The organism is Pseudomonas sp. LBUM1645, assembly GCF_059716185.1.
Genome location: NZ_CP166811.1, coordinates 4,265,434 through 4,283,295 on the forward strand (window position 1 = coordinate 4,265,434; position 17,862 = coordinate 4,283,295).

Below are 17,862 nucleotides of genomic sequence, written 5' to 3' on the forward strand. Positions count from 1 at the left end.
CTTAAACGCTGAGCGCAGCGCGCAATTGCGCTTCAAGCAGAGTGGCGTCCAGTTCCTGACCGATCAACACCAGACGCGTGGTGCGCGCTTCATCGGCGCCCCACTGACGGTCGAAGTGCTTGTCGAAACGTGTACCCACGCCCTGGATCAGCAGGCGCATCGGTTTGTTCGGGATCGCCGCGAAACCTTTAACGCGCAGGATGCCGTGCTGGACCACCAGTTGGGTCAGCGCGTCCAGCAGCAGGCTTTCGTCGGCTTGCGGCAGTTCGATGGAGATGGAGTCGAAGGCATCGTGGTCGTGATCGTCTTCGCCTTCATGGTGGTGATCGTGATGGCTGTGACGGCTGTCGATGTGTTCTTCGGAGCCGGCGCCGAGGCCGATCAGCACGTCCAGTGGCACGCGACCGCTGCTGGCTTCGATGACTTTCACCGCAGGCGGCAGTTCTTCAGCGACTTCCAGGCGAACACGGGCCAGGTCTTCAGGGCTGATCAGGTCGGCCTTGTTGAGGATCACCAGGTCGGCGCTGGCCAGTTGGTCGGCGAACAGCTCGTGCAGCGGCGATTCGTGGTCCAGGTTCGGGTCGAGTTTGCGCTGGGCATCGACCTGGTCCGGGAACGCGGCGAAGGTGCCAGCGGCGACCGCTGGGCTGTCGACCACGGTGATGACCGCGTCAACGGTGCAGGCGCTACGGATTTCCGGCCACTGGAAGGCTTGCACCAGCGGTTTTGGCAGGGCCAGGCCGGAGGTTTCGATGAGGATGTGGTCGAGGTCGCCGCGACGGGCGACCAATTCGCGCATCACCGGGAAGAATTCTTCCTGAACGGTGCAGCACAGGCAGCCGTTGGCCAGCTCGTAGACGCGGCCGTTGGCTTCTTCTTCAGTGCAGCCGATGGAGCACTGCTTGAGGATTTCGCCGTCGATGCCCAGCTCGCCGAACTCGTTGACGATCACCGCAATGCGACGGCCCTGAGCGTTGTCGAGCATGTGCCGCAGCAAGGTGGTTTTGCCCGAGCCGAGGAAGCCGGTAACGATGGTGACGGGGAGTTTGGCCAGTGTTTTCATCGGATGCCCTTTGGCAAGGTGGCGGGCATACGGGACGACGACCGCTGCTGCATAGGCGCGCGGAAGATTTCGCCACCGGATCACCCCGCCCGGTTGTAGTGAGAATTCGTTTCGAGGCAGGTCTCCTGGCTGACGGTGTGCCGGGCTTGTGGGCCTGGCATTCGCTGCGCCTTCCCGCGAACCCGTTGCACAGGGTTTGCAGTGGCGTGGCAGCGAACATCACCGTTCACAGTTGCGGGGGCAGCCGCGGCATCGACCGCGTTCCCTTCTTAGCTTCGACAAACGCCGAAGAACCTCGAAAGCGCAAGGCTACGCATCGTGTGGGGGCGGGTCAATGTCTTGTGCCGACCCTCAGGACGCTATCGCGGGCAAGCCTTGCTCCTACAAGAGCGCCGCCGTCCTGTAGGAGCAAGGCTTGCCCGCGATTGACGCGCCTCAGTCCCGAGTTGAGAACCCATGCCAATTGACTCTCCGCCCCCGCCCATGCTCTCCTACACGCCTTGTTACGGGTGCCCTTCACAGGGTGAAACGGGAAACCGGTGAATCATGTGCTTTACTCTAAAGTCATGTCAGTCCGGTGCTGCCCCCGCAACGGTAAGCGAGCGAAGCGTCAGATCCACTGTGCCAGCAGTTCGGCATGGGAAGGTGATGCTTGCAGGTCAAGGCGAAAGCCTGCGCCCCTCGTGAGCCCGGAGACCGGCCCGCAACACAAAGTGACCATTACGATCACTGAATAACAAACCCGCGGTGGGCGGGCGCTGTTTGAACCTCTGCGTGCCCGACTCGCAGGGGTCTTCCATGCGCTCTATATCACCCGCTGACAGACCAGAGGGAAGCGCCATGTCGATCATCAGCAGCACCGGCAGCAACACCGATAAGAGCACCGCCAGCACCACCACTACCCTGACTCAACGCCTGACCGCCGCCGCATGCGCGTCGATCCTGGGTGCGTGCCTTGTGTATTTCGCCGGTTTCTCGCACATCGAAGCGGTGCACAACGCCGCTCACGATACCCGCCACAGCTCTGCATTCCCGTGCCATTGAGACCTGCTGACATGATCAAGCGTATTGCGCAAACCGCAGGGTTCACCGGGCTGCTGGCCGCCCTGTTGCTGACCCTGCTGCAAAGCTTCTGGGTGGCTCCGCTGATTTTGCAGGCCGAGACCTACGAAAAATCCGAGCCCGCCGCTGTTGAAGTTCACGAACACGCCCCGGGCGCTGTCGCCGCTCACACCCACGACGCCGAAGCCTGGGAACCGGAAGACGGCTGGCAGCGCGTGCTGTCCACCACAGGTGGCAATCTGGTGGTCGCTGTCGGTTTCGCCCTGATGCTCGCCGGTCTCTACACCTTGCGCGCACCGACCAAAACCTCCCAAGGCCTGCTTTGGGGCCTGGCCGGTTACGCCACGTTCGTGCTGGCACCGACCCTCGGTCTGCCGCCCGAGCTGCCGGGCACTGCCGCAGCTGATTTGGCGCAGCGGCAGATCTGGTGGATCGGCACGGCTGCCTCCACCGCGGTCGGCATCGCATTGATCGTGTTCAGTCGTCACTGGCTGATGAGAGTGCTCGGCGTGGCAATCCTGGCTGTTCCTCATGTGATCGGCGCACCACAACCGGAAGTCCACTCGATGATGGCTCCAGAAGCCCTGGAAGCTCAGTTCAAAATCGCTTCGCAGCTGACCAACGTGGCATTCTGGCTGGCCTTGGGCCTGATCAGTGCCTGGTTGTTCCGCCGCAAAAGCGATAGTCAATACCACGCATGACTGAGATCAGCACAGCGCCGACTTTAGTGGTCGGCCTGGGCTGCCAGCGCGGCTGCCCTGTCAGCACGCTGCGGGCGCTGCTCGATCAGGCGTTACAGGCTCATAAAATCGAACTTCACCAGATCAAGGCCCTGGCCAGCATCGACCTGAAGCGCGAAGAGCCTGGCTTGATCGAATTGGCCGAACAGCTTGCGTTACCATTGCAGTATTTCAGCTGCGAACAATTGGCCGTCTATCAACCGCAACTCAGCCATCGTTCAGACATCGCATTCGAACGCACCGGCTGCTACGGCGTCGCGGAAAGTGCCGCCCTGGCCCTGGCCGAACACCTGGCCCAGGCACCGGCAAAATTGCTGATATCACGACAAAAATATGCCCAGGCCACCATGGCATTGGCCGGCGCTGCATAAAATCCCCGATAATCCCCGCCTTCGATCATGAGCAATCTTCATCTGAAGCCTTGCCCAGCCCCTTTTTCTCACAGGAACCGACGATGACCGTCTACTTCATTGGCGCAGGTCCCGGCGACCCGGAACTGATCACCGTCAAAGGCCAACGGCTGATTCGCAGCTGCCCGGTGATCATCTATGCCGGCTCCCTGGTGCCGACCGCCGTGCTGGATGGCCATCGCGCCGAACAAGTGGTCAACAGCGCCGAACTGCACCTGGAACAGATCATCGAGCTGATCAAATCCGCCCATGCCAAGGGCCAGGACGTGGCGCGGGTGCACTCTGGCGACCCGAGCCTTTATGGTGCGATTGGCGAGCAGATTCGCTACCTGCGCGAACTCGACATCCCGTTTGAAATCATTCCCGGCGTCACGGCCACGGCGGCCTGCGCGGCGCTTCTGGGCGCGGAACTGACGTTACCGGACGTGTCGCAGAGCGTGATCCTGACCCGCTACGCCGACAAAACCGCGATGCCCGCCGGCGAAGAGCTCAGCAGCCTGGCGCAGCACGGGGCGACCATGGCGATTCATCTGGGGGTCAATCATCTGGAGAAAATCCTGGCCGAATTGCTGCCGCATTACGGCGCGGATTGCCCGATCGCGGTGATTCACCGGGCGACCTGGCCGGATCAGGATTGGGTGGTGGGGACGCTTGAAGACATTGCCGCGAAGGTTGAAGCCAAGGGGTTTCGACGCACGGCGTTGATTTTGGTGGGTCGGGTTTTGGGCAGTGATCACTTCAGTGAGTCATCGCTGTACCGTGCCGGGCATGCGCATTTGTATCGGCCATAGGGCCTCATCGCGAGCAAGCTCGCTCCCACAGTTGACCGCATTCCAATGTGGGAGCGAACTTGCTCGCGAAGGCGTCATTGAATTTGACCCATAAAAAAACGGCACTCACGGGTGCCGTTTTTTTATGTCTGCAGCGAACACCTTACTTAGTAGTAGGCGTTTTCTTTCTGCGTGTGGTCGGTGACGTCACGAACGCCCTTGAGCTCTGGAATGCGCTCGAGCAAGGTGCGCTCGATGCCTTCGCGCAAGGTGACGTCTGCCTGGCCGCAGCCTTGGCAACCGCCGCCGAACTTCAGCACGGCGATGCCGTCTTCGACCACATCGATCAGGCTGACCTGACCGCCGTGGCTGGCCAGCCCCGGGTTGATCTCGGTTTGCAGGTAATAGTTGATACGCTCGTTGATCGGGCTGTCGGCATTGACCATCGGTACTTTGGCGTTTGGCGCCTTGATGGTGAGCTGGCCGCCCATACGGTCGGTGGCGTAGTCGACTACCGCATCGTCCAGGAAAGCTTCGCTGAACGAGTCGATGTAAGCGGTGAAGCTTTTCAGCCCCAGCGCCGTGTCTTCAGGTTTTTCTTCGCCCGGCTTGCAGTAGGCAATGCAGGTTTCGGCGTACTGGGTGCCAGGCTGGGTGATAAAGACGCGGATGCCGATACCTGGGGTGTTCTGCTTGGAGAGCAGATCAGCCAGATAATCGTGGGCGGCGTCGGTAATGGTAATAGCGGTCATGGAAACTCCTCGCAGGCTTGGGCGCAGTTTACGCCAATCATCGCGCCGTACAAAGTCCTAGTATTTTTGTCGGGAAAGAGCTGGAACTGCCTCGATAGCCAATTCGCCGTCGATTCGGCCTTTAAGCCACCGATAGCTGCATTTTTCCACCCATTCGTAACTTGCCCACGAGCCCAGACCGATTGTCGCGGCACAAACGGCGAACATCACGTAGGGATTGATGCCATAACGCTGTGCGACAAAACCACCCGCAGACAGCACCAACACGTGCATCAGGTACACCGAGTAGGAGCAATCGCCCAGCAGTTTGAGCACCCGACTGTTCTCGAAATAGCGCTCCAGCGCCATGCACGCCATCACCAGCACCGCGCTCGGCAAGCCCCAGGCCAGCAACCGTGGCTGCGGCGCCAGGTGATAAATCGCCAGCAACGCGCCGCCAATGCCCAGCAACGGTAGCCACAATCCGGGTCTGATCCAGCCGCGACGGTAGATCATGCCGATGGCGATCCCCAGCAAGAATTCATAAACAATGTCCGAGCGGTAGAACTCGCTGATCCAGCCGTAGCCGGTCCAGACCTGACCCACGGCAAACAGTAGCGCGGCGACAATCAGCAGCCGAACCTGCAAGCGGAACAGCAGCGCCCAGGCAAACAGCACGTAGAAGAGCATTTCGTAGTTGAGGGTCCAGCCGACGTTGAGCGTCGGATAAATCCCGTAGCCACCGGGGTTTTCAGTAGGAATGAACAACAGCGACAGCAGGAAATGCGACCAGTTGACGGTCTGATCCGGCAGAACCGGTTGAGCGAATACCACCAGCAGCGCCATCAACACCGTATACAGCCAGTACGCCGGAACGATGCGGAACAGCCGATACAGCAGAAAGCGCCCCGGCGGCAGTGATTTGCCCTCGGTGGACAGGAAAATCACCAGACCACTGATGACGAAGAAGATGTCGACGCCCACCGCGCCCTTGTCGATGAACATCTGCCCCACCGGTCCACGGGCCTGGAAGTCGAAGAATATCTGCATGAAATGGTGGCAGACCACCGTCCAGGCCGCGAGCGCGCGCAGTGCCTGTACTGAAATCAACATCGACGGCCCTCCCGATCGCATTCCCCAAATCACCACAGGGTTTTTGTGGTGTCTCTGGATTGGGACAGCAGCTGCGATTCAAAGGTCGATCAAAGATTCTCGTACCGGTTCATGTCCAGCACGCCCTCTTCCGCCGGATCGGTCTCATGGACGTACCGGCTCAGGTCATGGAAGTAGAACCAGAACTGCGGATGGCTGCGGCGAATCCCCCAGCGCTCGACGATTTTTTCGAAGCGATTGGCGTCCTTGGCATTTTCCATCTCGTCCACGAACTCAGGCACTTGCTCGGCCGGGATATTGAACATGAAGTTCGGATAGCTGCTGAGCACGCCCGGGTAAATAGTCACTGTGTCGAGCCCTGGCTGATACCGCAGCGATTCACCGAGCAGGAACGCGACGTTACTGTGCGCGCGATTGCGCAGCAGGCTGTAGACCTCGCGCTTGCCGCTCGCGGTTTCGATGCGCAGCAGGGTCGCTTCCGGCAACTGATCGATAACCTTCAGCCCGGCCGCCGGACGCGAAGTCAGGCGACTCAACGCCTGCTCGGCGCTCTGCAAGGCCAGATCGATGTTCGGCCGCGAGCAATAAGCGCCGTCACAACGATTGATCGGATCAGGCTTGGCGTTGAGGTCGCCGTAACGGGTGAGCAACTGCAGGGCGAAATTGCGTTTCGGGTCCTTTTCGTCCAGTACCAGCGCCGTCTCTTTGTCGTTATCGATGGCCTCGTAGTCCAGCCACATCTTGAATTTGCCGCCGCTCTGGTACCAGTCGTCGAGGTAGTCGTCCCGCGAATCGGCCGGCATCAGACGCAGGAAATTCTGCTCAGCGCCGTTGCGGATCAGATCGAAGTACAGCCGGGTTTGCGCCTGATGGGAAACATTGCCGAACACGTCGAAGTTGACCGCCAACTGATAATAAGTGCGCTCCAGCAGCGGGAAGTCGAACAGCCACATCGTTTGCGGCACGTCACCGATCAGGCCTTTGTTCACCGAGGCACTGTCGAAATGCCGGAAGATCGTCAGCAAGGCGTTATCGTTGCCGGCCCATAAGCTCGACCAGCTCGGAGCCGGCGCATCAGCGTAACTGTCACGGCGCAGCGCCTCGTACTCGTTACGCTTGTCGCGGTAGTCATGCCACACGCTCAGGACGCTGCCGACATCGTCGTTCTGACCCGGCATCGCCAACAACGGCGTGGCCTGGCCGCGATACTTCGGATCGATGATGTAGAGGTCGTGCTCAGGCGCCTGGAACATTGCCCAGAAGTTATCGCGGATCACGTCGGTGGCGATCTGGCCGCGGCACACCGGGCCGCGAATAAATGTACGGACGAAGTATTCGGCGTTATCGAGCATGAATTGATAACGCGCCTGGGCCGGGATCGCCTCGAACGTGGTGAACGGATTGGCCCGACGCTCCGGCCCGTAGCCTGGCAAGGCGTTGACTTGCCAGTTGCCGTTATAGAAGAGGCTTTTGATCCGTGCCATCTTCGCCGCGCTCAACGGGTAAGTGATGTGGGTCTTCTGCACAATCACGCCTTGCACCGGCCACAAGCGGTAATACACCTGAGTGCCCGGATCGTCATTCGGACGGCGAGTGTTGATCAGGTCGATCGGCTGACCGGTCGGCGTGCGCGAACGTACCCATTGAAAAAAGTGCCCCGGCTCGCCGTCCTTGAAATAAAGATGAGCGAGAAACCAATGCTCGAACAACCAGCGCCCCACCAGGCTTTGCCGTGCGCCTGGTGCATTGAGCAGGTTTTCCCACTGCACCACCTGCAGCGCTTCTTTGGCGCTTGGCACCAGGCCTTGCTCGTCAATCGGCGCGCCGGACGCCAGCCAGCGTTGCAGCGTCTGGTATTGCTGATCGGTCAGGCCGGTGACCGCCAGCGGCATGCCCTCTTTGGGATGTGATTTGGCGTAGTTGTCAAACTCGGCCGGCAGGGTGCACATGTTTTCCCGGTTCAGACCAAGGACGATGTCCTCCGGCAGCTTGGCATTGGGTTGCAAAGGGGTTTTATGGCCCTGCTCAAGCATCCGCGCCATCAACGCGGCCTGACTGCCCTGAGCGTCGAGTACCGAATAAAAGTCCTTTTGCTGCCAGGCGCGTTTGCCGAAGGCGTCATAAAACAGCCGGGTCGGCGCGGCAGCCTGGCGGCGTTCGCCGTCGTAGACCGGGATCTTGGTCGCGCCACGGTTAGCGCCTTCGCCACTGCCCAGATTGAGCTGACAGGCGGCGTCATAGCAGGCATGGCAGGCCACACACTTTTCGGTGAAGATCGGTTGAATGTCGCGGCTGTAGGAAATGGCAGAGGAAATGGCCGGATCCTGCGCGGCAGCGCCCCAGCTTAAAAACAGCAAAACCATGCTGATGACGCGATAAGACATATCCCTGGTCCCGATCATGAAAAAACGCCGCGATTCTACCGGTCTGCACCCCACTCCAACATGAGCGATATTCATGCAAAACCGGGACATGCTCTAAAACCGCACAGGTTTGCTATTATCCCGCCCCTTCGTCATGGTCTTTCCGAGTAGTCCAAATGTCCGATCGCAGTGTTCGCCTTCAAGCTCTCAAGCACGCCCTCAAAGAGCGCATCCTGATTCTCGATGGCGGCATGGGCACGATGATCCAGAGCTACAAGCTCGAAGAGCAGGATTACCGCGGCAAACGCTTCGCCGACTGGCCAAGTGACGTCAAGGGCAACAACGACCTGTTGATCCTGACGCGCCCGGACGTGATTGGCGCCATCGAGAAAGCCTACCTGGATGCCGGCGCCGACATTCTGGAAACCAACACCTTCAACGCCACCCAGGTGTCCCAGGCCGATTACGGCATGCAGGGCCTGGCGTACGAGCTAAACGTAGAAGGCGCACGTCTGGCGCGCAAGGTTGCAGACGCCAAGACCCTGGAAACCCCGGACAAGCCGCGCTTCGTCGCCGGTGTTCTCGGCCCTACAAGCCGCACCTGCTCGCTGTCGCCTGACGTGAACAACCCCGGCTACCGCAACGTGACCTTCGATGAACTGGTGGAAAACTACACCGAGGCCACCAAAGGCCTGATCGAAGGCGGCGCCGACCTGATCCTGATCGAAACCATTTTCGACACCCTGAACGCCAAAGCGGCGATCTTCGCGGTGCAAGGTGTATACGAAGAACTCGGCGTCGAATTGCCGATCATGATTTCCGGCACCATCACCGATGCCTCCGGCCGTACGCTCTCCGGCCAGACCACCGAAGCGTTCTGGAACTCCGTGGCCCACGCCAAGCCGATTTCGGTCGGTCTGAACTGCGCCCTCGGCGCCAGCGAGTTGCGTCCGTACCTGGAAGAGCTGTCGAACAAGGCCAGCACCCACGTCTCCGCGCACCCGAACGCCGGCCTGCCGAACGAATTCGGCGAGTACGACGAACTGCCGTCGGAAACCGCAAAAGTCATCGAAGAGTTCGCCCAAAGCGGCTTCCTCAACATCGTCGGCGGCTGCTGCGGCACTACGCCGGGCCATATCGAAGCCATCGCCAAAGCGGTGGCCGGTTATGCGCCGCGTGAAATTCCGGATATTCCAAAGGCCTGCCGCCTCTCGGGTCTGGAACCGTTCACCATCGATCGCAACTCGTTGTTCATCAACGTCGGCGAGCGCACCAACATCACCGGTTCCGCCAAGTTCGCCCGCCTGATCCGTGAAGACAACTACACCGAAGCCCTGGAAGTCGCCCTGCAACAGGTCGAAGCCGGCGCCCAGGTGATCGACATCAACATGGACGAAGGGATGCTCGATTCGAAGAAGGCCATGGTGACCTTCCTCAATCTGATTGCCGGTGAACCAGACATCTCCCGCGTACCGATCATGATCGACTCCTCCAAGTGGGAAGTGATCGAAGCCGGCCTCAAGTGCATCCAGGGCAAGGGCATCGTCAACTCCATCAGCATGAAGGAAGGCGTCGAGCAGTTCATTCATCACGCCAAACTGTGCAAACGCTACGGCGCCGCAGTCGTCGTGATGGCCTTCGACGAAGCCGGCCAGGCCGACACCGAAGCGCGCAAGAAAGAAATCTGCAAACGCTCCTACGACATTCTGGTCAACGAAGTCGGCTTCCCGCCGGAAGACATCATCTTCGACCCGAACATCTTCGCCATCGCCACCGGCATCGAAGAACACAACAACTACGCTGTCGATTTCATCAACGCCTGTGCCTACATCCGCGACGAACTGCCGTACGCGCTGACCTCCGGTGGTGTGTCCAACGTGTCGTTCTCGTTCCGTGGCAACAACCCGGTGCGCGAGGCGATCCACTCGGTGTTCCTGCTGTATGCGATCCGGAACGGCCTGACCATGGGTATCGTCAACGCCGGCCAACTGGAGATCTACGACCAGATCCCGGCGGAGCTGCGTGACGCCGTGGAAGACGTAGTGCTCAACCGCACTCCGGAAGGCACTGACGCCCTCCTCGCCATTGCCGACAAGTACAAGGGTGACGGCAGCGTCAAGGAAGCCGAGACCGAAGAGTGGCGCGGCTGGCCCGTCAACAAGCGACTGGAGCATGCACTGGTCAAGGGCATCACCACGCACATTGTTGAAGACACTGAAGAATCCCGTCAGTCGTTCGCTCGCCCGATCGAAGTGATCGAAGGCCCGCTGATGTCCGGCATGAACATCGTCGGCGACCTGTTCGGCGCCGGCAAAATGTTCCTGCCGCAGGTGGTGAAATCCGCCCGCGTGATGAAGCAGGCCGTGGCTCACTTGATCCCGTTCATCGAACTGGAAAAAGGCGACAAGCCGGAAGCCAAGGGCAAGATCCTCATGGCCACGGTAAAAGGCGACGTGCACGACATCGGCAAGAATATCGTTGGCGTAGTGCTGGGTTGTAACGGCTACGACATCGTCGACCTCGGCGTAATGGTGCCGGCGGAGAAAATCCTGCAAGTGGCCAAGGAGCAGAAGTGCGACATCATCGGCTTGTCCGGTCTGATCACGCCTTCGCTGGATGAAATGGTCCACGTCGCACGCGAGATGCAGCGTCAGGACTTCCATCTGCCGCTGATGATCGGTGGCGCGACCACCTCGAAAGCGCACACGGCGGTGAAGATCGAGCCGAAATACAGCAACGACGCAGTGATCTACGTCACCGACGCTTCCCGCGCCGTGGGCGTGGCGACGCAGTTGCTGTCCAAGGAATTGAAGCCCGCGTTCATCGAGAAGACTCGCCTGGAATACATCGAAGTCCGCGAGCGCACCGCTAACCGCAGCGCCCGTACCGAACGCCTGAGCTACCCGGCGGCCATCGCCAAGAAGCCGCAGTTCGACTGGAGCACTTACGAGCCGGTCAAACCGACGTTTACCGGTGCCAAAGTGCTGGACAACATCGACCTGAAAGTCCTGGCCGAATACATCGACTGGACGCCGTTCTTTATCTCCTGGGACCTGGCCGGCAAGTACCCGCGCATCCTGCAAGACGAAGTGGTCGGTGAAGCAGCCACCGCGCTGTTCGCCGATGCCCAGGAAATGCTCGCCAAGCTGATCGACGAAAAGCTCATCAGCGCCCGTGCGGTGTTCGGCTTCTGGCCGGCCAACCAGGTGCGTGAGGATGACATTGAAGTCTATGGCGATGACGGCAAGCCGATTGCCAAGCTGCATCACCTGCGTCAGCAGATCATCAAGACCGACGGCAAACCGAACTTCTCCCTGGCTGACTTCGTTGCACCGAAGGACAGCGAGGTAACCGACTACGTGGGTGGTTTCATCACCACCGCCGGGATCGGTGCCGAAGAAGTGGCCAAGGCCTATCAGGATGCCGGTGACGATTACAACTCGATCATGGTCAAGGCACTGGCCGACCGTTTGGCCGAGGCTTGCGCCGAGTGGCTGCACCAGCAGGTCCGTAAAGACTACTGGGGTTACGCCAAGGACGAGACGCTCGACAACGAGGCGCTGATCAAAGAGCTATACACCGGTATCCGCCCTGCCCCGGGCTACCCGGCCTGCCCGGATCACACCGAGAAATCCACGCTGTTCAAGCTGCTGGACCCTGATGCCTCGGAAATGAAAGCCGGCCGCAGCGGCGTGTTCCTCACCGAGCACTACGCCATGTTCCCGGCGGCAGCGGTCAGCGGTTGGTACTTCGCTCACCCGCAGGCGCAGTATTTTGCCGTGGGCAAGATCGACAAGGATCAGGTGCAGAGCTACACCTCGCGCAAGGGTCAGGAGTTGAGTGTGACCGAGCGTTGGTTGGCGCCGAACCTGGGTTACGACAACTGATGGTGGTCCCGGGAGTCGACTGGTGCGACTCCCGGGGTTCTTATGAAAGCTGCAGGGTTAACGTTACGGCCCCACCAGCGTCCGTTCTTTTTCAGACAATTCGCGCAGCAACTTTGCTTGCTCGAAGAGAAGGTCTGCCTCTATCGCCTGCATTGCGGTTTTGAACTGTTCCTGCGCGCCTTCGCCGTAATTTGGATACGCCTCGTCTGCATCATGCTCTCTGCCTGCGAAACCCTCTCGCACCTGGGCGAATCGTTCAGGGTACTTGTCCTTCAAATAGTCGCTCCAGTACTTGCGACCGACCAAATCATCAATAAATGCCGATGACTGTTCTGCCGCGATCACTTCAGCAAGGGCCGCATCCAGCATGGCAGGCGTAACGTTGCCGCTGTAGCGCATGCCTCTTGGTTGCCCCGGCAACTCAAGTCGCTCGGCAAGGCCGATACGATAGGCCAATCGCACTTCCGCCGGATCAGTTGAACGGCGGCTTGCCTGTCGCTGGACAATGTCGCGGTTAGCGATTTCCTCGACTTTCCCAAGACGAAACAGGCTCCTGCCAAGTCTGAACAAGACGTTGCCTTGTTGGCCTGGGGAAATTGACTTCGTGGTCTCAAATTCGAAAGCCTTGACTTCAATATCGCTGAACAACAGGATTTGACCATCAACGCAGGTTGCACCAGACCTCGCCATCTCGAATATCGTATCCCTCAGACCTGCGTCGCTATCGGCCACCCTCAGTACGGTATGGACCCGCCGCACTAGATCAGCACGTCCCGTCAGGAAGTCTGTCGTACCTTCCATTCTGGTCAGCAGATTGAAGAAGAACTTACTGTTTTGCGCTTGCTCGAAGCCTTTCCATATCCGTATCAATTCCTCTGAGTCGGCTGCTGACGGAGCGATCCATCGCTCACGGGCGTCTGTACCTGTCACCTCATCCATATCCACTTCAACGTCACTTGCGAGCGAGTCATCGCTATCGCTGTCGTTAAAGCTGTCGCTGTCGCTATTGCGGTCAAACCGCCCCAGCGCCTCGTCAATCGCTGCTGGCGTCCATCCCACTATCTGCTCGCCCGCCTGCACCTGATTACGCAGCATTAGCAGGCTCACGCCATCCAGAGCTTCGTTGCTCGCCAGATTCGTGCCCGCACGCAATACCCTGTGCTCGTCGGCCATCAGGACCGGTGGAATGGACTCGATCATGTTGTCGCGCAAATCCAGTGCACTGAGCGAAGGGAGATGAAGCGCTCCCTGCGGCCAGATGACCAGGCGATTGCCACTCAGATCGAGGGCCTGCAAACGGGTAAGAGGGCTGACATCCAGCGACTCAAGCCAGTTTTCCGCCAGGTTCAATGACTCCAGGCTGCTCAATCCTGCAAGCTGACGACGGAGCTGAGGCGCATTGGAAAAACGGTTATTGACTGCCGAAAGTCGCTTGAGGCTGCTCAATGAGATCACGGAATCTGGCAAGGCATACAATGCGTTGGCATTCAGCGCCAGGGTATGAACATGAGTAAACGCGCCGAGGAAATCGCTTAGCCCCTCCTCTCTGAGATAAACATTGTTCAGGTTCAACACACCGACATGAGCGAAGTCGGCGGGCAGAGCCGGGAGATTGCCCAAGGGGTTATCGGACAGATCAAGGATATAACCACCCGATGCGCGCTCCACGGCCTTCGCCCCGCGGAGGTTCTGCCTCCAGCACGCCATTATCCGGTCAGCCGCCTGACGACGCTCGGTGGCTGCAATCCACACCGGAGGAGAGGATTCACCCATCCGCTGTGGTGGGGTTTCGATCCATGTGTTCAGGGTCTTCGTCAATGCCTGATGTTGTCTGTCCCATTTGGCCAATTGCACATACAGGGGACCAGCGCCGCCATGGCGTAACGTCAGTTCATCAATCAACTGTATCGCCTCGGCGCCTGGCAGATCCGGGTCAAGCCTTCGCAAGCGGGCTTGCGGGGTCAAGCGTGTCAGGTCATTACCAGGTACAACGGGCAGCGGCAGTAACAAGTCCGGATTTTGTCCGACCAAAGCCGGAAAGTACTCTGGTTCACCCATGGTAATGCCCGCCTGCAAGCTGGCTCTGGAAATACCCATGGGTGTTTCGGAAGAAGTACTCGCCAGCAAATCGGTGCGGGCCTTGGCCGTCAACCGACAGCCAGTCATATCGATCCATAGAGCGTCATGGCCGGTCAGGGCAGCCTCAGGAATCGTCGTGATCGCGCTGTTATTCAACTCGAGCCTGCCGAGGCCGGACAAGTCCAACGCGCCTTTTGGCCAGTCTTTAATGGCGGTATGACCCACACGCAAGGTCTTCAAGCGGGTCATGGCCCTGACATCCAGCGAATCGAGCCGGTTATAACGCAAGTCCAGGCTTTCAAGGGCAGACAACCGGTTCAAGCGTTGCTGCATACTCGGGGTAATTGTCAGGTAATTTCGGCTCAGCTCCAGATCACTGAGTTTTCCGAGGTTGCCCAATGCCGACGGAAGATCCTGCAGTTGATTGCTACTCAGATCCAACTCGCGAATGTCGGTGAAGCTGCTCAAAAAACGACTGAAATCCTCGGATGAGGCCGCCACACCCGACATTTGCAGGGTTTGCACATGGGCAAAATTCGTTGCTGACAGCGCTGGCAGTTCAGGCAGATCGCCCAGCGCCCAGCAGGACAAATCAAGATTCGATGAAATGATTTGTCGCGGCATGACAGGCCATGGCCGCACGGTTGAAGGTCCGGCCTGAGGTTGCGAAGACTGTGCCTCCTCCGTACTGCCATAGCGTTTACGCAGACCATCACGCCAGCACTCACGGATTCGCCGGGCAACGGATTCTCGTACCCGAATGTTGACCTGCCGGCCATCGGCTCTTGCTGTTCGCTGCTGCCACGCCTCCAGTTGCTGACGCAATGCCTGTCCATCCTGGCGCAGTGCATTGATCCGCGCCAGCAACGCCCGCCCTGCCAACCCCTCAGCCTTCATTCGCCCAAGGGCAATCTTCGAACGCTCGTCTCCTGTCTCCAAGGCGTCCTGTAGCGTGCCTTGGCAATAACGATCCAGCATTTGCCCGCTATCCAGCAAATGCGCAGGATTGTCGTGCACATACTCGTATGCCTTCACGAAGTCCTCAGTGCTCAGCCTGGCCCAGTTGAGTTTCATGCCAGGCCACAGTGATTCATGACCGGATAGCCATTCAGGGGGAAGTGTCTTGACGTATGAGTGAGTGAGATCCAGCGACCTGAGCTGCGGCAATTGCAGAGCGCCCTTCGGCCAGGCTTTTGTCGTCCCGGACACACTCAACGAACGCAGATGAGTCAGGCGACTGACATCCAGCTCGCCCGCCATGCCGATTACGTCCAATCGTTGCAGTTGTGGCATGGCGTCTATCACGGATTGGACAGTTTCGGTGAATTGCGGAGTCAGCGCCCCTGCCATCCGCAGTCCATGAATACTCGGCAGTGCCTTTAGCCTCTCGGCCAGTTGAACCCTATCGACGCCATCCGGGATCCCCAATGTTAGCGACCGGGCGTTGGGGAACTGGCGCACAAAGGCTTCCGGTGTCTGACTCAATACCCCACCAACGCTCATATTCAAACCACTTACGTGAGGAAAATTGCCGGCCAGTTCCGGCAGGCTGTCTGCAGCGCCCACGTCCAGATAAATACCGGCATCGCCATCGTAAATACCCCTCTGCTGCCAGACGTTTTTAATGTTTCGTGCGACATGATAGCGGACAGTATTCTGGCCGCCGCTGGCTACCCATTGTTCGAGCTGTGCCGTCAATGCCTCGTATTCCAGGCCCCGCATGTTCAGAAAATGGGCGATCTGCGTTTCGGTCATGCCATCCAGCGCAAGCTGGATGACCATTGATTCCGCCAACTCATCGGTGAAGTTCGGGTAGACATCCCGCAACCTGGAGACCAACGAGGGATTCACCGTTGCGCCGGCACCTCGCCCGCTCAATGGGTAGCCGACCCTGCCGTCGGCCAATCGCACTGGCGAACGGAATCGTGGCGTGGTGGCGTTGGGCACGAGGGTTTCCATCATCTGCTCACGGTGGCCCATGGCATAAGTGGTCAATGTCTTTTGTAACTTGGCACCCTGCGCCACATTGGGCATGCCCAACTGAGTGCGGATGTCGTCCGGCAACGCATGCATGACCGAAGAGAAAAAGTTGTCGCCTTCTTTCGGCACGCTGTGCAACGAGTTTTTTTGCTGGTCGAAGGCCTGGAACTGGTTGGCTTGATGTTGTTGATAGCCGTCCTTGACCAGGTATTTGACTTGCTCGGCCGTCTCGCTGCCGATGCTGTCGAGCAGTTTTCCGCCGCAATCGCCCTGACGAACTTCCAGGCGCAGGTTTTTCGGCCAGCCGGGGAGTTTTTCCAGGCTGTGCAGCGCCAGGCGCTGGCTGTCGGATGACACCATGCTCTCCAGCTGCAATCCGGCCAGAGCCTTGTTCAGCCGAGTAACCCAGGCGCGCGCACGCCCCTTGAGCAACAGACTGGTGGGGAGTCGGCCGGTTTGTTTGATGTGCAGCCGTTCCTTGGCTGTGGCATTGGCCAGGACTTCCTGCGCCGCGTCCGTCGACAGACTGGGGAAAGTACGTTGCAGTGCCTGAGTTTCACGCGTTGTTGCCGTGGAATCCTGGCTGAGTTTGCCGAACAATGAGGTTTTTTTGCCCGAGAGGTGGGCGCCAAGCTGTTGTCGAAAAACCGTTTCACGCTCTGCCTCGACCCGCGCACCTTCACCCCCCAGCAAGCGAACGACTTCTTCCTCATCCAGTGCCGCAAGCACTCGTTTGGGCAATTTCCCGGCAGACACATCCTCACGGGAAATCCTGATGCTCGGCTTCGCGGGTGTCGACGCCTTACCATAGCGGGACGAAGCACCGCTCAGGCTTGCGTTGTCGAACACGTCGATCACCCGCCCCTGCGGCCAACGCGGCATATTGATCACTTGCGGCAAGATGTCGTTGTAGCGGCTGTCCGGCACCGGCTGATCGAGACGAATCTGTTCAATCATTTCATTGAGCTGACGGTCGATTTGAAACTGCCGCAACGTGTCGGATAACGCTGATGGCAAACTCAGGTTATCCATATGGATCTTGCGCAGCACGCCGTCGTCAACGCCGCTGATATCGGCGATTTTCTCCAGCGTCGCCGCGTCAAAACCGTCGGTGACCGGGCCAAGACGTCGTAACAAGGTGGCACGATCCCACTCCAGCGGGCGCTCGAAACGATGACGCCACGCGCCCTCACCATTGTGTTCAAGAACGGGGGAGTAAGCGTCCGGGGCCGTCGGGTGTTTGAGACGCCATTTGTTCAGCTTGGGGTCGAAGGTTTTTTCGTAGACGTTACCGTCGAGCCTGATATAGGTGTTGCCGCCCACTTCATACTGCCCAAGCGTGTCGGGCTTGAGCCCCGCCGGCAAGACCCTGTCGCTCAGGTAAGGCGTCAAGCCAGGCCGCCACAACTGTTCGCTGCCAAACGGCAATTTGACCTTGACCAGGCCATCGACGATGGGTGTGGACAGCACTTTCGGCGCTCTACTGGCAACCGCGCCTACGGCCGCCATGAATGCGATGTTCACGGCCACTGATTTCAAATAACTCCAGGCCTGATCCGTGTCCCCGATGCTCCAGGCTTCAACCCCGTGATAAATGTCTGTGGTCAGTTGCACAGCCATCACGGCCATCATTACCTCGCCCAGACCGGGCACAAAAAATGCGG

10 protein-coding genes and 2 riboswitches are annotated in these 17,862 nt (G+C 59.2%); of the genes, 5 read left to right on the forward strand and 5 right to left on the reverse strand.

The window, feature by feature from the left end; all coding sequences use genetic code 11:
• Position 1: 1 nt before the first annotated feature.
• Positions 2-1,063, reverse strand: coding sequence for a cobalamin biosynthesis protein CobW (gene cobW, locus ACA079_RS18965; RefSeq protein ID WP_046048481.1), 1,062 nt, complete (start codon positions 1,061-1,063; stop codon positions 2-4).
• Positions 1,064-1,161: 98 nt separating this feature from the next.
• Positions 1,162-1,376: riboswitch (cobalamin riboswitch) on the reverse strand.
• A 177-nt stretch (positions 1,377-1,553) separates the two neighbouring features.
• Positions 1,554-1,782: riboswitch (cobalamin riboswitch) on the forward strand.
• A 121-nt stretch (positions 1,783-1,903) separates the two neighbouring features.
• Between cobW and ACA079_RS18970 the strand changes: the two genes are divergently transcribed.
• From ACA079_RS18970 to cobM, 4 genes are all read left to right on the forward strand, one after another.
• Complete coding sequence (locus tag ACA079_RS18970; protein WP_497700475.1) at positions 1,904-2,107, forward strand: CbtB domain-containing protein; 204 nt, start codon at positions 1,904-1,906, stop codon at positions 2,105-2,107.
• Between the two features lie 11 nt (positions 2,108-2,118).
• Positions 2,119-2,826, forward strand: a complete 708-nt coding sequence (locus tag ACA079_RS18975; RefSeq protein ID WP_497700476.1) for a CbtA family protein — start codon at positions 2,119-2,121, stop codon at positions 2,824-2,826.
• Entirely contained in the window at positions 2,823-3,236 is a 414-nt protein-coding gene (locus ACA079_RS18980) for a cobalamin biosynthesis protein (RefSeq protein WP_497700477.1), read from the forward strand. Before ACA079_RS18975 ends, ACA079_RS18980 begins: the two co-directional genes overlap by 4 nt.
• Positions 3,237-3,319: 83 nt before the next feature.
• Complete coding sequence (gene cobM, locus ACA079_RS18985) at positions 3,320-4,066, forward strand: precorrin-4 C(11)-methyltransferase (protein ID WP_497700478.1); 747 nt, start codon at positions 3,320-3,322, stop codon at positions 4,064-4,066.
• A 146-nt stretch (positions 4,067-4,212) separates the two neighbouring features.
• Here the strand turns inward: cobM and nfuA are convergent, their stop codons facing one another.
• The 3 genes from nfuA to ACA079_RS19000 form a co-directional block, all read right to left on the reverse strand.
• Positions 4,213-4,797, reverse strand: coding sequence for a Fe-S biogenesis protein NfuA (gene nfuA, locus ACA079_RS18990; protein WP_046048486.1), 585 nt, complete (start codon positions 4,795-4,797; stop codon positions 4,213-4,215).
• Positions 4,798-4,854: 57 nt separating this feature from the next.
• Positions 4,855-5,889 carry an acyltransferase family protein gene (locus ACA079_RS18995; RefSeq protein ID WP_497700479.1) on the reverse strand — a complete coding sequence of 345 codons (1,035 nt, stop codon included), beginning with the start codon at positions 5,887-5,889 and terminating at the stop codon, positions 4,855-4,857.
• Between the two features lie 89 nt (positions 5,890-5,978).
• Positions 5,979-8,273 carry a fatty acid cis/trans isomerase gene (locus ACA079_RS19000; protein ID WP_497700480.1) on the reverse strand — a complete coding sequence of 765 codons (2,295 nt, stop codon included), beginning with the start codon at positions 8,271-8,273 and terminating at the stop codon, positions 5,979-5,981.
• Between the two features lie 155 nt (positions 8,274-8,428).
• Between ACA079_RS19000 and metH the strand changes: the two genes are divergently transcribed.
• A complete protein-coding gene (gene metH, locus ACA079_RS19005; RefSeq protein WP_497700481.1) occupies positions 8,429-12,139 on the forward strand; it encodes a methionine synthase in 3,711 nt (1,236 codons plus the stop codon).
• A gap of 63 nt (positions 12,140-12,202) precedes the next feature.
• Here metH and ACA079_RS19010 read toward each other — a convergent pair whose 3' ends face one another.
• A complete protein-coding gene (locus ACA079_RS19010) occupies positions 12,203-17,818 on the reverse strand; it encodes an NEL-type E3 ubiquitin ligase domain-containing protein (protein WP_497700482.1) in 5,616 nt (1,871 codons plus the stop codon).
• Between the last annotated feature and the right edge of the window lie 44 nt (positions 17,819-17,862).